Source organism: Micromonospora sp. NPDC049171, from assembly GCF_040648275.1.
GTDB lineage: Bacteria > Actinomycetota > Actinomycetes > Mycobacteriales > Micromonosporaceae > Micromonospora.
In genome coordinates, this window is record NZ_JBEZDJ010000013.1 from 163,159 (window position 1) to 182,093 (window position 18,935).

General features: G+C 64.9%; 19 protein-coding genes. 7 read left to right on the top strand and 12 right to left on the bottom strand.

The annotated features are described in order from the left end of the window. Position 1: 1 nt before the first annotated feature. Positions 2–307 (top strand): hypothetical protein, encoded by a 306-nt coding sequence (locus AB0B14_RS18415; RefSeq protein WP_357523116.1) that lies wholly within the window; start codon positions 2–4, stop codon positions 305–307. Next, positions 304–1,620 carry a hypothetical protein gene (locus AB0B14_RS18420; RefSeq protein ID WP_357523117.1) on the top strand — a complete coding sequence of 439 codons (1,317 nt, stop codon included), beginning with the start codon at positions 304–306 and terminating at the stop codon, positions 1,618–1,620. Before AB0B14_RS18415 ends, AB0B14_RS18420 begins: the two co-directional genes overlap by 4 nt. 174 nt (positions 1,621–1,794) lie before the next feature. On the opposite strand, the gene AB0B14_RS18425 is transcribed toward AB0B14_RS18420, so the two are convergent. From AB0B14_RS18425 to AB0B14_RS18465, 9 genes are all read right to left on the bottom strand, one after another. Beyond that, a complete protein-coding gene (locus AB0B14_RS18425; protein ID WP_357523118.1) occupies positions 1,795–2,382 on the bottom strand; it encodes a hypothetical protein in 588 nt (195 codons plus the stop codon). A gap of 95 nt (positions 2,383–2,477) precedes the next feature. After that, complete coding sequence (gene fxlM, locus AB0B14_RS18430) at positions 2,478–3,770, bottom strand: methyltransferase, FxLD system (RefSeq protein ID WP_357523119.1); 1,293 nt, start codon at positions 3,768–3,770, stop codon at positions 2,478–2,480. Between the two features lie 41 nt (positions 3,771–3,811). Beyond that, positions 3,812–4,540, bottom strand: coding sequence for a hypothetical protein (locus AB0B14_RS18435; protein WP_357523120.1), 729 nt, complete (start codon positions 4,538–4,540; stop codon positions 3,812–3,814). A 240-nt stretch (positions 4,541–4,780) separates the two neighbouring features. Then, entirely contained in the window at positions 4,781–5,314 is a 534-nt protein-coding gene (locus tag AB0B14_RS18440) for a GNAT family N-acetyltransferase (RefSeq protein ID WP_357523121.1), read from the bottom strand. Positions 5,315–5,409: 95 nt separating this feature from the next. Next, on the bottom strand, positions 5,410–6,069 hold the full coding sequence (locus tag AB0B14_RS18445; protein WP_357523122.1) for a GNAT family N-acetyltransferase: 660 nt from the start codon (positions 6,067–6,069) through the stop codon (positions 5,410–5,412). Between the two features lie 18 nt (positions 6,070–6,087). Further along, positions 6,088–7,578 (bottom strand): APC family permease, encoded by a 1,491-nt coding sequence (locus tag AB0B14_RS18450; RefSeq protein WP_357523123.1) that lies wholly within the window; start codon positions 7,576–7,578, stop codon positions 6,088–6,090. Positions 7,579–7,616: 38 nt separating this feature from the next. Continuing rightward, complete coding sequence (locus tag AB0B14_RS18455; RefSeq protein WP_357523124.1) at positions 7,617–8,279, bottom strand: GPP34 family phosphoprotein; 663 nt, start codon at positions 8,277–8,279, stop codon at positions 7,617–7,619. 301 nt (positions 8,280–8,580) lie between these two features. After that, a complete protein-coding gene (locus AB0B14_RS18460) occupies positions 8,581–8,856 on the bottom strand; it encodes a hypothetical protein (RefSeq protein ID WP_357523125.1) in 276 nt (91 codons plus the stop codon). Next, entirely contained in the window at positions 8,853–9,110 is a 258-nt protein-coding gene (locus AB0B14_RS18465; RefSeq protein WP_357523126.1) for a hypothetical protein, read from the bottom strand. The genes AB0B14_RS18460 and AB0B14_RS18465 overlap by 4 nt, the downstream gene beginning before the upstream one ends. A gap of 430 nt (positions 9,111–9,540) precedes the next feature. Between AB0B14_RS18465 and AB0B14_RS18470 the strand changes: the two genes are divergently transcribed. The 4 genes from AB0B14_RS18470 (at position 9,541) to ribD (ending at position 13,036) form a co-directional block, all read left to right on the top strand. Next, positions 9,541–10,428 carry a helix-turn-helix transcriptional regulator gene (locus tag AB0B14_RS18470; protein ID WP_357523127.1) on the top strand — a complete coding sequence of 296 codons (888 nt, stop codon included), beginning with the start codon at positions 9,541–9,543 and terminating at the stop codon, positions 10,426–10,428. Further along, positions 10,425–10,619 (top strand): DUF397 domain-containing protein, encoded by a 195-nt coding sequence (locus AB0B14_RS18475; protein ID WP_357523128.1) that lies wholly within the window; start codon positions 10,425–10,427, stop codon positions 10,617–10,619. Before AB0B14_RS18470 ends, AB0B14_RS18475 begins: the two co-directional genes overlap by 4 nt. A gap of 309 nt (positions 10,620–10,928) precedes the next feature. Further along, the gene (locus AB0B14_RS18480) at positions 10,929–12,152 is read left to right on the top strand and encodes a hypothetical protein (protein WP_357523129.1); all 1,224 of its coding nucleotides are present in this window, start codon (positions 10,929–10,931) and stop codon (positions 12,150–12,152) included. Then, the gene (ribD, locus tag AB0B14_RS18485) at positions 12,152–13,036 is read left to right on the top strand and encodes a bifunctional diaminohydroxyphosphoribosylaminopyrimidine deaminase/5-amino-6-(5-phosphoribosylamino)uracil reductase RibD (protein WP_357523130.1); all 885 of its coding nucleotides are present in this window, start codon (positions 12,152–12,154) and stop codon (positions 13,034–13,036) included. Before AB0B14_RS18480 ends, ribD begins: the two co-directional genes overlap by 1 nt. A gap of 177 nt (positions 13,037–13,213) precedes the next feature. Here ribD and AB0B14_RS18490 read toward each other — a convergent pair whose 3' ends face one another. After that, positions 13,214–14,248, bottom strand: a complete 1,035-nt coding sequence (locus AB0B14_RS18490; protein ID WP_357523131.1) for a DUF4238 domain-containing protein — start codon at positions 14,246–14,248, stop codon at positions 13,214–13,216. 308 nt (positions 14,249–14,556) lie between these two features. Between AB0B14_RS18490 and AB0B14_RS18495 the strand changes: the two genes are divergently transcribed. Continuing rightward, a complete protein-coding gene (locus AB0B14_RS18495; RefSeq protein WP_357523132.1) occupies positions 14,557–15,855 on the top strand; it encodes an RNA-binding domain-containing protein in 1,299 nt (432 codons plus the stop codon). Positions 15,856–16,061: 206 nt separating this feature from the next. On the opposite strand, the gene AB0B14_RS18500 is transcribed toward AB0B14_RS18495, so the two are convergent. Both AB0B14_RS18500 and AB0B14_RS18505 read right to left on the bottom strand, forming a co-directional pair. Further along, the gene (locus tag AB0B14_RS18500) at positions 16,062–17,135 is read right to left on the bottom strand and encodes a DUF4238 domain-containing protein (RefSeq protein WP_357523133.1); all 1,074 of its coding nucleotides are present in this window, start codon (positions 17,133–17,135) and stop codon (positions 16,062–16,064) included. Between the two features lie 331 nt (positions 17,136–17,466). Continuing rightward, entirely contained in the window at positions 17,467–18,711 is a 1,245-nt protein-coding gene (locus AB0B14_RS18505) for a hypothetical protein (RefSeq protein ID WP_357523134.1), read from the bottom strand. Positions 18,712–18,935 lie beyond the last annotated feature (224 nt).

Genomic DNA, 18,935 nt, shown 5'->3' on the forward strand with positions numbered 1-18,935 from the left:
CGTGGGCAAGTTGGAGCGCTATTTCGAGGACGTGGCTCGGATCAAAGCCGAAGGCGTCTCCGCCAACGGTTGGGTGACGGTCGTCCGGGAGCACGACGGCGACCTGAAGGTCGACATTCGGCCGGGAATGCTACGCCGGTGCAGTCCGGACCAAGTGGCGTCCGAGATTCGGACGGCCCTGCTCGCGGCGGTGGCGGATCATCGGCGGCTGTACCGCCAGCTGCGCATCGACTACTTCGGCTCGCCCATTGGTGTCGAGCTGTTCACTCCGAGCGAGCCAACGCAGGGGGAGGGACACGCAGCATGACCACGGATACGTCGGCCCTGCGGGTCGAGTCGCGGGCCTTGGTGGCCTTCGGAGTGGAGCGTTACGAGGACGCGGTGACCTACAGCGCCGTTCGCCGCTACGTCGGCGACGTCGGTGCGATTCCGGTCGCCGCCTGGGGCACGCTCGAGGGGATCTCCGACAAGCTCAACCGGGACTGGGCGACGGCCCTGGGTAGCAGATTGTCCGAGGCGGCGATCGCCCGCAACGAGATGGAGCGCATCGCCGACGGGCTGATGCAGATCGCCGCCGACTACGAGGGCACCGAGCTGGACGTCGCCACCAACCTCGACGTGTTCAACCGGGATCTGGGACCCTATCTGCCGCTCGGCGAAGGCTACGGCAACAGCGTGCGAGTCCGTCCGGGTGGCGCTGGCATCCTGTCCCAACCGCACGACCGCAGACTCCCGGACGACCAGCCAGTGTTGGTCATCCCGGACGGCAACGACCGGCTGGGCGCTACCCGCAACGAGCGGCTGCCGCAGACCCGCGTCGTCGAGGAGCCAATCACCATCGGCAGCAGCGACGGCAACAATCTCGGCTTCAGCGGCGGCCGGACCACCTACTACGAGAACGGCGAGGGCGACCAGCTCGACACGTTCATCCACGAGCACCGGGACACGCTTCTCCAGCTGGAAGCGATCCTGATCGAGCTCGGCACCGGCGACCGCCTTCCACTGACCGACCTGATGGTCCACGCCTGGCGCTCCGCGCCCAAGGTGATCTGGAACCGGGCCGACCTTCTACATTCAGTCGCCGGCACCTACGCGGAGCTGCGCGCCGAGATGGACGGCGAGCTGCGGAACCTCAAGCTCTACTGGGAAGGCAGCGCCTCACTGGCGTTCAGCCAGTACGCCGAACGCGCCTCGGCCTACCTGCTTCAGCTCGAGACCCAGACGCGCTGGCTGGCCGAGGAGGGCAAGAAGGCCGCCAGCATGCTCGAAGGCCTCCGCAACGCGTACGCCGGCCTCGGCTACCAGCACATCGGCAAGCTCATCGAGGCCCTCAAGGGCTACATCGAAGCCGTCAACGGCCTCTTCTCGTCGTGCTCGAACCCGGAGGCCGCGCTGCAGAAGGTGGTACAGGAATTCGTCACCTTCCTATTGGAGGCCGAGCGCCTGCACGCCGAAGCCATGTCCGACCTGATCAAGATCGATGAGCAGGAGCGTAAGGAACGTCCCGACCTCGGCACCCGGAACCACACCACGACGCCCTTCCCGCAGGCCGAGGTGGGTGCCGATGCCTGGTTGGACGGCGGCAACTGGGCTCCTCGGCCGGATCGCCCGGCCGCATGACGGCACGCCTCCCCAACTCGGCGCTTTTGGTACGGGGGAACGCCGACGCGCTCGCCCACTCTTGCTGACCACGCGGACGCCGATGAACGGCACGCGTGTCGGCAGCGAACGCCAGCGACGATGGGGCCAGCCCGATGCCCGAGAGGTTGAACGACTGGGTAAAGCGCCGCGGATTCAGGCGACCGGATCGCGGGCAACGGCGGTATTTTTGTCCTCGGGTCTCTCGATCAGCCACTTGGACATCTGCCACTCGTACGGCGCGGAGGACTCGTCGAACTTCACACCGAGATCCCGGCGGGCAGCGGTGTAGAAGCGACCTCGCGCCTGACCGGTAGCCCGAACTGCCTCGTTCCACGTCAGGTCACTGGGCTGGCCCAAAGCCAGCCGCATGAGGCGGAAGGTCACCTGATGCCACTGTCGAGCAGCTGCGACCACTGCGTCGTCACCCAGCATCAGCACTGCCTCCCATCGAGTCGTCCGTTCCTCCTCCGCCATGAGTAGGTCCGCCTCGTTGACTTCCCCACCGAACCATAGGTCGTCCTCGTAGACGCCCCGTTTCGCGGCCAGGCGTACCGCGATCGAGATGACCTTCTTGACGGCGTGCGCGTAGTCCGAGTAGGCAGTGATTCGTCGCTCATCCCAGCGGGCTGCCTGCTGCCGGCGCCAGCGACCTCGCTCCTGTGCCGCCGTCGCGACGTAGGTGGCCAGGGCGCCGATGAGAAGACCAACGAGAGCGGGCAATTGCAGCAAGAACAAGCGCATGCCGAATCCAATCTCGGGGACCACACCGAGCGTGCTCAGTGTTGCGAGACCGCACAACCTCAAAGAAGACAGAAGCCGTCACGGCTTGGTGCTGGTCACTGCCAGGTGACGATGATGGGGTGGTGCGGGCGGGGGAGGACGAAGCGTCCGACCGAGGGGTCCGCTTCGGCGGGAATGTCGGGAATCTCGAAGCGGACTGTGCGGGAGCGGTAGGTGGCGTTCCAGGTGCGGATCTCCTCGCTGACCTGGTACGCGAGGCTCCGCCCGTCGGGTCCGTGGCCGATGACGCCCACCTCGTGCAGTCTGCTGCCATCCGGCCTGGCCGGCGTCGGCCTGGTGGTGAGGTAGGCGAGGTCGGCGCCGCGAGTGGTCGCCATCGCGCCCCACGCGAACATCGGGGTGACGCCGCCGCGGTGGACGGCCGTGGGCTGCACGTTCATCCGCATGATGGCGTTGTCGAGGCGGCAGGCCAGCCAAAGGTCCATCCACTCGTACGGCACCATCGGCGGGAAGAACACTTCGGTCCAGATCTTGCGGCGCTCGGTCCCGAGTACGCCGGCGAGTGCTGCGCTATCAACCTCCTGATCATTGTGCACCTGCAGGATCACGTCCTGCTCGGGGGTGAGGGAGACGAGCCGGCGGGCGTCGTCGCCGGTGCCGCGTAGCGGCATGAACACAGCCAACTCACTGCCCTGGTCGCGCCACCCGCCGTCATCCCTCTCGAAGATGATGGAACGTGAGGCGGCCCCGCGCAGGCGCAGCGGCACGACGAGTCGTCCGCCCGAGGCGAGCTGCTCCAGCCACGCCGTCGGCGTCTCGTAGGCGCCAACGGTGGCGATGATCCGGTCGTAGGGGGCACCCTCGGGGTGGCCGAGCGCTCCGTCGTCTTGCACCACGTCGACGTTGGTGAGGTCGGCGACGGCGAGGTGTCCGCGGGCCCCGGCGACGAGGTCGTCGTCAACGTCGATCGTGACGACGCGCCTGCTGTCGCCGACGATGGCCGCCAGGAGCGCGGCGTTGTAGCCGGTGCCGGCGCCGATCTCCATGACTCGGTGGCCGGGTCGGGCGCCGAGTTGTTCGAGCATCATGGCCACGATCCGGGGTTGTGACGCGGCGCTGATCGAGGTGCCGCAGCCGTCGATTTTGGTGTAGACGGGGCTGTCGGCATATGCCTGCTCCAGCGGTACCCCGGGAAGGAACAGGTGACGCGGAATCCGACGCAGCGCAGCCTCGACGGCGGGCGTACGGATGATGTTCTCGTCGCGTAGCCGGTCGGTGAGCGCGTTCCGCAGGTCCGAGGCTTCACAAGGCAGGTGGTCACCGCTGGTGGTCTTTGGGGTCGTCGCTGAGATGGCCTCGATGCCGCTAGGTCTGGTGTCGTCCGCCATTCCAACCTCCGATCGTGCTGGTCTGTCAGTCGATGGGCGGCTCAGGGATACGCGACGGTGGCGGTGCTGGCGGTGTGGCCTCGTTCGAGAATGAGGACGTACGAGAACAGGCCCGGCCGCTGCCCTGTCACTCGCTCCTGAGCGGCGAGGATCTCGCCGCTATTTGGGTCGATCACGAGTTGCGACGTGGAGCTGTCGGCGGTTACGGAGAAGCCCAGGCCGGGACGTCCGGCTAGATCAACGGTCTTTCCAAGGTATTTGGTCTCGGGGATTGTGGCTAGGACGCGAAGGCTTGCCGCCCGTTGCTCTCGGTTGAGGTATTGGCTTGTGGCGAGCCCGACGAGACCGCCGATGAGTATCCGCGGGTAAGCAGGCTCGGCGGCCAGTTCGCGGGGTGCCAGCGCACTGGCCAGCGTGGCCGCGTCGGTCGGCAGCGGTTCGGGTAGGTGCGGATGCAAGGTGTCCACCCGGTACCGCGTCAAGGTCTCGGGCGTCTCCGCGAAGAGTTTCCGCTCGTCGCGCTCCGGCTGGTGGTCAACGCCGGATAAGTCGGGAAGCCGCCGGGTGATCTCTTGACCAGAGCCGTCGGCGTCGCGGCGCCACCGCCGCACCTCCGTACGAACGATCATGTTGGTCGCGCGGGCCCACATCTGGGTGTGCAGATAGGTGTACGGCAGATCGGCGGTGCCGTCGGTTGGTGTGGTGGAGATGCTTTGGGCCAGGGCCGTCAAGCGCTGGTGTGGGGCCGGGTCTGGGCCGGTCGAAGTCACGCTCGACGTGGTATCTGGCTGACGCTCGGGAGCCAATGTGGCTGGGCTCGGCGTATGCGCAACTGGCGTGCCCGAACTGCAGCTGGTGAGGAGGATGCTTCCGAGAAGGCTTACGACCATGCAGCGGATGATGGCGGTCGATCTGACCATAGGTCTCTGAGTCCTCGTCGGTGTCTGAGTAGGTGGAACCTGGCACAGGAAACGCCGTCGATGCGGGCTTGGTGCCGCGTTAACTGGTGATCAACCGGTATGACTCGACGTCGTAGGGCCGACGGCAGCCGGGCGGGCGAGGCGGCGCAGTGGCCAGAGTCGGGGCCCACTCGGCAGGTGCAGCGGCAGGCCCGCGAGGTAGCCGTTGGCCTGCAGAAAATCCCGGGCGGCCTGGTTGGTCACCACCGTGTCCACCGGGTACCCGAGTTGGTCAACGATCTGGTGGTGACGAGCGAGCAGCTGCGCGCCAATGCCCTGACCACGGCGGCTTCTTGCCACGTACAGCCATGCCAGCCACTGATGCGGCGCATCGGATCGGTAGCTGTCCACCAGTGAGCTGAGCTGCTGGAATCGGGGTAACGCGCGCCTTGTGAAGGTGCCCAGATGGTGATCGGACAACACCGGCGCGTCGTCGACGGGATGCCGGCGCCACACCGCGACGCCGTTCATGTCCGACAGCAGGTCGACGTCGCCCCACTCGATGGAGTGGTCAACTTCCGTTGCCAGTAGTCCCTGGAAGACGGCTTGCCGCTCTGCCGGGTCGGGAACGAGCCACTCAGCCACCGGGTCTTCGGCGAGGCTTTGAGCCAGGAGAGCGGCGATCGCCGCTACATCGCTGGGCCGCCCGGGTCGTACGAGCGAGGTCGTCGACGCAGGGGTCACAGGGCACTCCGGCGTGGCAGCCATCCGCTTGCGGGGAAGCCCGCAGGCCGGGCGGCATCGGGTTGCCCGCGCCACATCCGCCAGATGGTTGGCCCGGTGGTGGGGAGAATCAACGGCGGGCCCGCCCGGTACCCGAGTCTGACGTACAGCTCGCGGTTGCGAAGGTTGCTGGCCTCCAGGTACGCGGGCATGCCGAGCGCGTCGAGCTGGCGGTGGTGGTGGCTCAGCAAAGTGGCGCCGACTCCGCGGTTCTGCTGCTCTGGGCTGACGGCGGCGTAGGCGAGGTAGTGGTGTGGCTCGCTTGGGTGAAACGCCTCGAATACCGCATCGAGGAGGGCGAACTTCGGCGCGTACACGCCGGTGGCCGCTTCCAGTACCGCCGGGTGCTCCAGAACGTTGGGCGGGGGTTCGGTACGCGGGTACCAGATCGCGACGGCGGACAGATCTGCAGTGGTGTCGACCTGACCATTCTCGAGGCCGTGGTTCAGGACCAGCTCGAAGTACCGGTGGTAGACGGCGTGGCGGTCACTGAGGTCAGGGACCAACCAGTCGGCTACGGGTCCGTCGAAGAAAGCCTCGGCGAGGATGGAAATCAAGTCCGCCGCGTCGTCGCGGCCTGCCTGGCGTACCGTCACGCTGGTGCTGATGTCGGTCATGATCACTCCTAGCTCTGTTCAGGCCGGCTGGCGGGCGGCGGGGCCGCGGAGGGAAGCGGTTGCGCTCTGCGCGCCCAGGCCGATGGCGTCGTAGACGTCGGGCTTGGTGGCTCGAAGGATGAGTGCCCAGGTCGCGCCAACGAGGGCGACGATGGCGTACGTGGCGGGGATGAGCCAGCGCAGCGGCGAGCGCGGTTGAACGCCGAGGAGGGTGTCGAACTCCTGCACGGTGACGGCGAGGATCGCCGCCAGCGCGGCCGTGGCGATCAGCGGAGCGACGGCGGCCCGCCAGGGCCCCTCGGTGTGTCTGATCGCGGCGAAGAAGCCGAACACCGCGGCAGAGGTCACCGTCATCAGGGCCAGGACGCCGAGGCCGCCGGTCACCGTGACCAGGAAAAACAGGTGCACGATCGGGTCGGCGTTCGCCACCGCGTAGCCGACGATTACGACCAACGCGACGACGCTCTGGATGATCGAGCCGACCTTCGGTGCGCCGGTGCGGTGGCTGGTCCGACCCAACGCGGCGGGGAGCACCCGCTCACGCCCGAGAGCGAACAGGTACCGCGCCACGGTGTGGTGAAACGACAGCAGCGCGGCGAACAGACTGGTGATGAAGAGGACACGGCCGATCGTGATGACGCTCGTGCCGAGGTGCGGCGCGACGAGGTTGAAGATCAAATCGGTGCCGTTCGAGCGGGCGGCTTCCACGATCTTGTCGGGACCGGTGGCCACGGACATGGCCCACGCCGACAGGCCGTAGAGCAAACCGGTGATGACCAGGGCGATGTACGTGGCGCGCGGTACGGTCCGGCGCGGGTCCTTGGTTTCCTCGCTGAAGACGACGGTGCCCTCGAATCCGACGAAACCCGTGATCGCGGTGACCAGCGCGGCGCCGATTCCGGCAGCGAAGAGGTGCGACGGGGCGAGAGTGTCGAAGTTGATCGTCCCGCTTGCGGGGTGGCCGACCATTACCGCGTCGAAGACAAGTGCGACGGCGCACTCGGCGACGAGCATGACTGCCAGGACCTTGCCGTTCAGGTCGATGCGCAGTAGACCGAGAACGGCTACGACGGCCCAGGCGGTCAGAGCGCACAACCACCAAGTGATGCGCCAGCCGTACTGGCTGTCCAGGAACTGGGCGAGGACCGCGCCGAACCCGCCGTACAGGCCGATTTGCATGGCGTTGTAGGCCAGTAGCGCGACCATGGCTGCGGCGACGCCGGGAGGGCGGCCGAGTCCCCGGGTGACGTAGGTGTAGAACGCGCCGGCGTTGACAATCTGCCGGGACATGGCGACGTAGCCGACCGTGAATACGGCTAGCACGGCGGCGACGACCAGGTACGAAACGGGGATGCCTGTCACACCGGTAACGGCGTACCCGGTGGTTGCTCCGCCGGCGATGACGGTGAGGGGCGCGGCCGCGGCGATCACGAAGAAGACCACGGAGGGGATTCCGAGCCGGCCGCGTGCCAGGACAGCTGTGACGGTGTCGGGTTTGGAATGGGGCATGGTGTCTCTTTCGCCTGGGGTGTCTGGTGTGCCACTCGTCAGGTGGTGCGGTGGCTGAGGACGCCGGCGCCGATGACGCTGCTGAGGTCAGCGAGGAGATCGCGTAGCGGTAACCACGATTGGTTGACCAGCTGGCGCAGGTGTGTCTGCGCGCTGTACGGCGCGCCGTCGAGTAGAGCTGTGTCCAGCTGGGTGTGCAGAGCCAAGCCGGCCAGCGCGACATCGAAGTGGTCGAGCTGCCGGTAGGTGCGCACCCGCTGCGACAGTCGTGCCCAGGACCAGGCCGCAGTGTTGATGTCTGTCGGCAGGTAGACGGTGCGCTGCCGCCAGAGCCGGCTGACCCGCTGCTGTCGGAGAAGCCCGACCTGCCACATGCGTGTGGCTACCTGCTCGTAGGCGGCGGTGGCCAGAAACGTCAGCCAGGTCCGGGTATCGGTGTGCTGCGGCTGAGCGATCAACCGGTCGAGAACGAGGTGTTGCAGCCAGTCGTTCGGCGGGATCGTCCGAAGGACTTGAACCTTTCCGTGCTCAAACGTGATCCGGCGCATGAAGTACAGCTCGGCCAGAAGCGCGGCGGCGAGGCCCGAGGCGAGTGCGGTGGCGAAGAGCCGGGGTCGGCCGGTCTGATCGTCGTGCGCCATATAGAAGAACTCGTCGGCGATGCGAGGGGTGACTGCGGCAGCGGTACCGATGGCTCGCACCGGCCGACGTGGCGCTGCCGGGTCGTTGTGGACAGGCGTGGTCTGTTCATCTGCTGCGCCAGGTGGTCTGTTCACCGCGGCTCGCCTTTCGGAGGTGAGTTGCCGGAGGCGGGGAGGAGCCCGAGCCGCCGGAGGAGGTGTCGGCCCCCGGCGTGGTGGGTGAGCTCCTCCACTGCCCAGGCCTGCTGCTCGCACTCGTTTTTCCTGCAGTGGAAGCAGGTGCGGTGAGCTCCGTGCTGGAGCACCGTTAGGCGGGCAGACTCGAAACGGTCGACGAGACGGTCGCTCTCGTGAGTGCCGGTCACGGCGTCTGCGCGATCCGGCGTAGCGCGGCGACACCGACGCGCAACTCCATACAGGGTGGGTGTAGATCAACCTTGGGGTAGTCGCATTGGGGGCGGTGGCCGCGTACCCAGATCCACTCTTCAGTGAGGTGGGCGAGGTCGGTTCGGAGCCAGGCGACGACGACTTCGACGTGCGTGCCAGGGGTCAGGTCTCGACCGAAAGACCAATCATCGGGACCGAGCCTCAGCAGCGCCCCGGGCTCCACGCTTGGCAGATTGTCGGGGTCGCTCATGATGCGGGCTTCTCGTCGCCCTGAGGGTTGAGGCGGATCTGCCAATCGGCAGGCACCCGATCAAGACCGGCCCAGAAGGCATGGTTTTCCGCAGCGAGCTCTTGAGGGGAGGCCTGGTTCGGGCCGGCCGTGCCGGTCCGGTTCCATCCGCCGCGGTGACCGAACAGCGTCGCCGCGCCTTCGCAGTCGATGCCGAACGGCGTGTACTGCTGACCGTCCTGTGCCGGGACGAACCACTTGATTCGTTTCGTCACCGTCATCTCCCCTCACTGGCTGGGCGCGCGGCCGGGAGTCTCGCCGCCCGGGGGGCGCACCCGTCCGGCGGGTGCAGGGACCGCCCCGCGTGGGGGATCGCGACGGGCCCTGCGCCCTGCTCGACTGGGTGCCGCCGGAGTAGGCACCTCCCCGCCTGGCCCTCGGGCGATCGAACAACCATCTGGTGGGTTCGCCCCACCGGCGAGTAACTGATTGCATGTCAACGATCACGAATTGCTGTGCGACTGGGAATGCCGACTTCGGGTCCGACCTCGTGTACCGACCTCCGGTCCGACCATCCCCTGAACTGCGCGTTTACGGCTGTGCGGGAACCGTCGCCAAGATCGATTCGCAGTTTCCCGGGGTTACATTGAGATCACGAGCCGGTCGCCTGGCGACCGGCTTGAGACGAAGCCGTGGAGGCCGCCGGTGACCAGACCCAGTCCATATGTTCGGCGACGATGGCTTGGACGTGAGGTCAGGCGCCTGCGCAACGAGCACGGGCTGGCCGCGGAGCCGCTCGCGCGCGCTGTCGGATTTCCACGGCAACAGCTCAGTGCTCTAGAAAATGGGCGCCGCGGCCCCGACATCGATCTGGTCAGCGTGATCTGTGACTATCTGGCAGTCGGTGCCATCCGGCGGACGGCCATCATGGACGCCGCGACCGACGGCTGGGCTCGGGGATGGTGGATGGCGGACGCGGAACGCATGGGTGCCAGGCAGGCCATGTACGCAGACCTGGAGAGCGGCACCAGAGCCATCACGGAGTACGCCCTGGCGTTGGTTCCCGGTCTGCTCCAGACGAAGCCGTTTGCCGATGCTCGGCTGCGGAGTGACCCTGCCCGTCACTCCGAGACCTTCGACCCCGTCGCAGCCGTGGCTGCCCGGGCGCACCGGCAGCGACTGCTACTCGCCGTCGATGGGCCGCGCTACGACGTGGTGCTCGACGAGATCGCGATCCGACGCTGTGCCGCCGATCCACACATCGTCGCCGACCAGCTCCGGCATATCGTCGCCGTCTGTGCTGCACACCCAACCGTGACGGTCCGCGTGCTACCGATCGACGCCTCCATCAAGGGCCACAGCGCGCCCAGGTCCGCGTACTCGATCTACCGCTATCGCGACACGCCGGACTGCCTGGCTGTCGCCGCCGACACGCTCACGAGTGATCTGATTTACACCGAGCCGGATGAGGTCCAGCCTTATCTGAGCCTGCACAGCCGGCTGAAGGCCGCCGCGCTTCCGCCCAACATCAGCATTCATCTGCTCCGCGTCGCGGCGCAGGACCTGTCACCGATCAAAGGAGTTTCCGCATGACTTCGCGATACACGAGGTGGCGAAAGTCCACCCGCAGCGACGATGGCAACTGCGTCGAGGTTGCCAACGCCGTCGACGGCACCGTCGGCGTACGCGACTCGAAGGACGCCACCGGCCCGATACTGGAATTCCGCCCTGCCACTTGGAGCGCCTTCACCAGCGGCCTCCGGGCCGGCAAGTTCAGCCTTTGACACCGCCCAGCGTGCTCTGCAGCCCGATACGGTGCGGCTCGACCTTCGGCTCGAGGGCTTGATCCCAACGGAGCCGTGGCCCTCTGGGCCCGAAGTTGGCATCCTGGACATCGAATCCGCATGGTTTCGAGTAGCCGATCAGCAGCAGCGAAGCGCCCGCTACGGGTGAACGCGAAAGGGGGAGGCGGTGTCACGATATCCCGATACCGTTGTCGAACTCGGTCGGCAGCCCAGAGGTGACGGCGACGAAGGTCTCGGCCTTCACCTGCAGAAGCGCCGGGACCGGTAGTGCCGCGCCACCCGGATACGGTGATCAGCCCGAACACCCTGCTCAGTGGCGCCCGCCGGCGTCTAGCCTCACCTCGCCGGCCAGGTCAATCACTGTCGCGCAGCGAGCTGGCCGACGCCGTCAACGCCGCTCTCGATCGGCTCTACCCCGGCAGGGTCCTCAGCGCGCACTACGTCGACTCTCGCTGGATCGGCAAGCTCGAACGTGGCGAGCACCGTTGGCCCAGCGAAGAGCGTCGCGCTGCCCTCCGGCACGTCCTCGGTGCTGGTAGCGACGGCCAACTCGACCTCTACAGCCCGCGGCGTACGGACGTCACCACTACCGCCAACCACGGCATTGAGCAGCCGGTGCCGGGAAGCTGGGATGAGACGATCTTTGAGCTGCGAGCCCAGTGGCATCTGCTGGTCCAGAACGACAAACTGTTCGGACCGCAGTACGCCCTGATCGGGGTCACAGCTCAGCTTAATCTGTTCGACCGGCTGCTCAACGACGTGCCATCGTCGTTTCGTCCCAGCCTCGTACGCCTGGCGGCCCAGTACGCGGAATCGGCCGCGTGGTTGAACCACTCACTCAACGACGCCCCATCGGCCCAGCACTGGACCGGGAAGGCGCTCGACTGGGCAGATCAGATCGCTGATCCAACCATGACAGCGTGGGCGACGTACCGCAGCAGTCAGCACTGGCTCATCGCCGGCAAGCCGTACCGTGCTATCGAAGAGGCCGAAGCTGCAATGCTGCAGGACAGGAAGGTGCCCAGTCCGGTGCGCGCGGCACTCCGCGTGCAGCATGCCCACGCGCTCGCCACAGTCGGCGAGCATCGCAAGGCCATGCAGCTCCTGGACAAAGCGCATGAGTGGGCCGCAGACCGCAGGCCAGGTAAGCCCGAAGGCGAGCACGCCTCCTACTGCACAAGCGGCTACATCGAGGTTCATCGAGGCACATGCTTGAGAATTGGACGTCGGCCCGAGGAGGCCATCACGGTGCTCGACGCTGCGCTGCCGTCGATCCCATCGCTCCACCGCCAGGATTTCACCGCAGCCCTGCTGACCAAGGCGGCAGCCCATGTGGCGGCTGACCAGCCTGAGCAAGCCGCCGCCACGGCACATATCGCCCTACCGATCGCTCGGCGAGCTGGATCGCGCCGGATCCTGCACCAACTTGGCCAGATCGGCTCCGCAGTCGATGAGCACCGCCACTTGGCCGACGTGCGTGCGTTCCTAGATGACCTTGTGGAGACTGCCTGATGGCGTCAGACCTCGAGCTGTCCGCGATGCGGCAGGCCATCACGCTCTCCGCTCTTGGGCTGGGCACCACGAGCCCGAACCCGCCCGTCGGGTGCGTGATCTTGGACCGGGGCGGAACGGTGGTGGGCGCGGGATTTCACCGCCGTAAAGGGGAGCCGCACGCTGAAGCACACGCTCTCAACGCGGCGGGAGATGCGGCTCGCGGCGGTACCGCTGTCGTCACGCTTGAACCCTGCAACCATGTCGGAGTCACGCCGGCGTGTCGCCAGGAGCTGATCAACGCCGGCATCTCCCGGGTGGTCATCGCCGTCATGGACCCGACGTCCCGCGGTGAAGGTGGCGCCTCGATGCTCACCGCCGCAGGCGTCGAGGTCGAGACTGACGTGTTGCGCGACGAAGCCCTGACTGTCCTCGAGCCGTGGCTGACCGCGACCGTGCGCCGTAGGCCGTATCTGACTTGGGCGTTCGCAGCGGACGGTGGACATCAATCGTCGGAGGAAGAACGGCTGCTGCTCGACCTTCGCGCCAACGCGGATCTCGTCCTTGAGGGCAAGACCGTCGACGAGGGCATCCCGGGAGGTCACGCTAGCGCGCACTTCGCACCGCCCGGCGATGCCGACATCGACGTAGGCCTTTCGCAGTGGCTATCAGCCGCCTACGAAGGCGGCGTACGCAGCGTGTTAGTAGTCGGTCACGAGCACGGTGCCGCGCTGCGACGGCACCTGAAGGACGTCGACGAGATCGTCGTCTCTGTGCCGCGCACTGACCCGTCTCGAGCGTTGGAAGTGGTCCACCCCGACCTCGTGCCGATCGGTTTCCGAGCGATCGAAGTCGCGGCTCATGCAGACTCGTTGACGTTCCGCATGCGACGCCTCTACGTGTAGCGCGGATAAGGTCCGCACCCGAACACCTGCTTGTCACCGCCGCACTCAGTAGGAGAACCATCGATCACGCATCGATCGCAAGGCCTACTGCCGGGAGGCAGCCGGTATGGCTCGCCGCACTGATCTGCCGATGTGAGCGCGTTCTCCCGGCCATTTTGCGTAGCAATAGTGATCAGTTCACGGGGACAGGTCGGGATCTCCGTCGAGAATTTCCAGGGCCTCCGCCAAGGCTAAATCGACGATCGGCGGAAAGGACAAGGGAGTGGGCGACCCGGCTTCGTTTGCTCGAACCGTAATTTTAGGCTTCCTGATGCTGCCCCGTTGCCGCGGGAGAAATAGATATGCCGGCCACGGCATCATAGGCGGACGCAAAAGCATGTCCCAGCAATTGCGCACCATCGCATGGTTCACAAGGGCGGTTTGCTCACTGGTCAAGTTAGTCGGAGTGGCGACCAGCGGCTGAATGGGGGTGATTGTGAGCAACCATGAGGGCGTGATCGGCACGTGGACCTCGTGTAGATCCGGGAGGAGTACCGGGCTGGAGAAGTCGAGTTCACCGGTTGCGCTGACCGTGACCACGGGAGCGTCACCTGTAACCAGCACCGGGTCCGGCGAGGAGGTCAGCAGCCAGTGCATATCGAGCAGGAGGCGCTTGATCCTGTCCGCCTCCCGAACCATGGTCCGCAGCATCGACGGAGTGTCAGTCCTGCGCATGACCTCCGGGGTGCGCCTGGCAATGTCGTGATACATGGCCGTGAGGTCCCCCCTCGCCTTCACCGCGGGATCCATCTCGATGGCACGTTGAAGCACCATGCTCGCGAAGATCAGCGGGCCTACGTGGGAGTTCACCTCCTGCATAGTGCGGCGGACAGCCACCGTGCGGACCATCTGCGTCGCGACGAAAGTGGCGAGTGTGGCCCGGCCTGGGCCCGGAGGCGGAAGGACTCCGTCTCGGAGTGCGTACATGACCTCCCCGACCGGATTCTCGATCGAGCGCGAGAACCATTCCTCAAGGGAATCATCCGGTTGGCCGATTTCGCCAACATCGTAAAAATCCACTTCGACGGTTGCCTTCTTGATAGGCATACGCTCTTCCGTGCCGTTGCGATGCCGCGCCAGCAGGATGTCTTTGTCGAGCTTCTTCCTTCCGCAAAAGCCACGCAGATATAGCTTCGGCACGGTGTGATGATCGCGGCTAACCTGCTCAGACATCTCCCAATTATGGCAGATCTCTTCGAATCACGGCCGCTTGCCGCCTCTGCGGGCGAACGAGTCCGCAAACGGTGCCCCCATGCGGCACACAACACTCGCCCGACCCTCGACCAGATCCGCCTGCCCGCCAGCCGACTACGTCTGTCAGCCTGCTCGAGCTCCGGATCTTCGAAGCGTGCGGCGCTGACATCGCCGATCTTGGTGAGGAACATGGCCACCACGTGCTGCGGCTCTGCGACGAGGTCGTGCTCCTGCCGTGCCGCCCACGTGGCCTCGGTGATCCGGGGGACCCGGAGTATCCTCACCTGGTGGTCACGCCCGATGACGTACAGCAGCTCCTGGCCCTTGGTCATGAAGTTCGTTCGTTTGAGGTCAAAGGCCCGGGTGACCTAGACGACAAGGCTTATTGCGCAAGAGTTGCCCGAGCAGCGATTGCACTCGGCAACCTCCGAGATGGAGGGTTGATCTGCGTCGGTATCGATGACACACGCATGGTCGATATGTTTCCCGGCCTGAGTGCCACGCAACTTAGCGGATGGTCCAACTTCGACAACGTCAACGACGCGCTGGCTCGCTATGCCGACCCGCCAGTCGCGTTCCATCTCTATCCGATACGACTTGTCAACGGGATCGATGTGGTGGCGATTGAAGTTGCGGAGTTCGAGGATATTCCTCACCTGTGCCGGCGGGACTACCCAGGCATCCTGCAGAAAGGCATGACGTACGTACGTCCACGCGGCAAGCCAGAGTCCGTCCCGGTTCCGTCCTCAACTGAAATGCGTGAACTGCTCGACCTGGCAATCACCAAGGGCGTACGAGAGTTCATCCGCAGAGCCGGCGTGGCTGGGGTCCACCTGACTGCTGGGACTGCTGAGGAAGCTGGACGGGAGCAGTTCCTAAAAGAAGCAGAGCTTGCTTGGGCCAATCCGACGACCGTGGCAGAACAAGTACTGCGTCTGGGTCATACGGACGTTGCCATCCAGCCTGGTCCTTACGCGCGCGATCGCGTATCTCCAGCCAATCTTGAAGAATATGTGTTGCAAAACGTCGTCCGACTTCGCGGCTGGCCCGTTCCCTTCGTGGATAGCCGCACTCCGATCATGCGACACGGTGCATGGATCGGTCAAGATATAGGACTGGGGGGTGTTCCGCACCTCGAAGCGTGGCGTGCGTGCACGAGCGGCCAATTCCTGCATCGGCGAGCATTGGCTACCGACCTTGAGGAAAGTCAATACCTCAAGCCGTACGTCCCAAACGCCTCCGGAGCTGTTGCCGTTTGGGACATTCTTCTCTATTCGGTTGAGGTGGCCGAATTTGCCGCCCGAATTGGAACTCAGCTGGAGTGCGAAACGGTCACCATCTCTGTCGCGTTGGCCCAAATTGGCGGTAGGCAGCTAATATCTGGCAGTCCTAACCGCGAACTGAACGCCAACTACGTCGTGAACGCTCAGACGCTGGAAGCGATCGAGACCCTTGAAACGGCTCGCCTAATCGAGGATCCCCGCCGAGTTGGCATACAGATCACGCAACAACTGCTTCGCCAGTTCGGCGCGAACATCAGTGACCAAGTCCTGAGCGATTGGCAAGATCAAGTCTTCGGCCGTTGATTCGCCTTGCCAGAAAGGACTCGCACGCTCACGCTATGCCGCCAACCGCGCTGCATACACGGGTGACCAACCCACCTTCGATCCGGCCCGCTTTCATGCCGCGATCCGCGCGGCACGCAGCGTGACGGCTCGAGCTGGCGCTCGCCATCAGGATCTGCCGAGTTGAGTTCGTCCGACCACGCGGTCAAATGGACGACGAGGCGCACCTACCCGCTTCTAGTATTTCCCTTAATGCCCTCACCGCTACTTCCGCTTCGGTTTGCGTCGTCGCGCGGTCGTCCGGTTCTTGAGTGGCTTGTTGGCCCATCGGGAAGAATCATGTTCACGGGGGCGGTCACTTGGTAGAGCGGCGTGTTGACAAGCCGCTCAGCATCGACGTCAGGTTGCTTTGGATGAAGAAAAATGTTTTGGTATGCATTGTGAGTCGCGTAAGCGTTAACTGTCTCTGCAGTTGAGGCCGACGCAGGAAACCGCACCGGAATTGGGTGCGGTTCCAAGGCGAGGATAAGCAGCATGGACGGGTTGAGCGGAAACCAGACTTCGTCGGCGTCAAGGAAGCCGTAGCCCCTGATAGGGCTAGGGTTCTCCTTATGAAGCATGACCGGCTCGTCGCAGGTGATGAGGATGGGCTTCTCGAAAACGCCGAGGTACCAGTGGCGGCGCATAAGGTGTTGGAGGATGCGCTCCGCCAGCTTGCCCATCATGCGAATGTGTTCGTTCGGGTCCGGAACGAACTCGTATTCATGCAGATTCGCCACAAACTCTTCCATCTCGGCGATCTGCTCCGTATTCGCTTCCCCGACCCGTCTTTCGAGTAAGCTCTTAATGGCCTCGCTGTCGAGCCCCGAATACTGAGACTTCATGTAGAAGTCGGTCTGGGTCTCGATCTCTCTGCGCTGACGCTTACCTCGCACCTTCTGGAAGGCGATAAGGGTGGCGATCGTGTACCGGTCATCGGGCGGCGGCGGAAACTGGCCGAAGACCGGGTGCGTGATTCTGCTAATTGCGGCTGAGGCGTCGGCTTCGATCACTCCTAGCGCCTGCTCCATGTGGCCGGCCGGGTTGCCATCAGAATCGATGAAGGTGTAAAAGTCGGTCTCGGCGCTGGCTGTCTTAGGGACGGTTCTGTATCGACGACCTCCCGGCTTCTCGACAACATCTATGTGACCGCCAGCGTCTGCCCAGTATTCAAGGTAGAAACGGGGTACGGTGTGGTGCCGTGCGCCCACGAAATAGTTGGGATTGCCTGGGATAGGCCATTTCTCGACGTCGCTCGCCATCTGCTCGTGAGCTCCCACTGAGTGGATTTGGCTGGCGGCACCAGGGAGCCGCATCGAGGGCTGCATAACCTCGATCATCTCGATGATGCCGCTCTATGGGGCACCCGGGCAACTCGGATGCTCGGCGGCAACGTTTCCTGCGCCCAGTGGCCTACGCCGTCGGTGTCGCGCTCACGGCAACGTGCATGCCGCTGCCTTCGTGAAGTACCTCGGAACTTTTCAGGATCCGCTCCCTTGTCGGTCAGCACGAGCGACTCGCTGTCAGGCCGACGACGACCTGATTTGCCGCATTCCGAGCGCGCTCCCCGGAGCCTGGGAAGACGTTACCGGCTTACGGCCCGCCTTGTCGCACCACTGGCGCTCCCCGCCGGCCGTTCGACAGCCGCTCCTCAATGTCCGTCACAGCGTCGGCGAGGTGGCGGTGGACCCTCAAAGGTCGGCCTAGGCGATGCAGCCCTTGATTGAGGACACTTCGGAGGTGCCGCTCGCCTACGACGATGTCGGCGTATCCCGCCGCGCACGACAGATAGATCATGTCAGTCAGGTCGTTCCGCCTCCACCGTGTGCCCTTGTTCAAGTGTCGGTCTTGGAGGACCTCACGGAACAGTCCGGTCGCCGGGGCATGGCGAAGGTCTGCGGCGAAATGGCGGAGGCACCAGCCGCGCAGTTGATGGACGGTGGCGCCGCAGGCGGCGGATTCATACGCGATTTCATCTGACAGGTCGGCAAACAGCCATGCGTCGATCGCCTTGCGCTTCTGTTCTCGAGTTTTCGGTTCGCCATCGAGCCAGTCACTAAAGTGCTGACTCTTTGCCACCCAGCCGGTGTCCGGGCCGTCTTCGGACCGATCCGCGTCGAGAACGGCGTTGATATGGCCGCACGCCTCGGTCAAGGCCTCCCACTGGAAGGCGTTTTCGGAAGGGACGTCCGACGGTGGCCTCGGTGGAGACCATCCGCGGTAAGGCGAGTACAAAACGTTGGGCGCCAACGAGAAGACCGCGTCGTCTGCCCGATCATTCGGCAGGCCGTAGCGATCGATGAAGGCTGAGCGCAACTCGTTGCGACGCACCTGCAACGGATCACGCACCTGCCAGCCGCGGCTGAGCTGCAACATGGTCAGGCCGAGCCGGTACCGCTTGTCGAAGTCGAACCGCGTGGCTGTCTCATGATGGTGTGCGGACGACATGGGCATCACGACCTGTCGATCGTGGACGAGCTCGGTGAGCCGGTGTGCAGCGGCTAGCTCCGTAGACGTCACCTTCTCCGGGTAGTGGAGAGCGTTGGCCACGGCACTCCAGTGGTTCTGATCCAGATAGACCACCAGGCGGCCTGCGAGTTGGTCGCTGCCATCGAACCGAGGACCTTCGAACAGGATCTCCGCGCCGGTCGTCGTGACCGCGAGCAGCCCGCGATGGTCGGGCGTGATGTGGATCTTCGATAATGCGGAACGTGCCGGGCCAGGTCGATGGGCGAGGGGTACCCGCGCTTCCTTGCCGTCCGAGCGACTCAGAAGGATCTCCGAAGCTTCTAAGTCCATGGTCAGGAGGACGACCTGAGGCTCGAAATCTTGCGGCACCCAATTAGTGTGCAGAGGATACCGTCATTAGTCCAATGATTTATCCATAACGAGCCGTTTCCAACCGACGGATTGAAGATCACGGGTTGTGACGGCGACGTGTCAGATATGCGTATAGGACGAGACTCATGGTAAGGCGACGGGTTGTCGACGCCCGACCGTCTACCCAAAGAGCCTCGGTGACCTATCCTGGCACGATCACGCTACCCGCGGCATAACTGGCT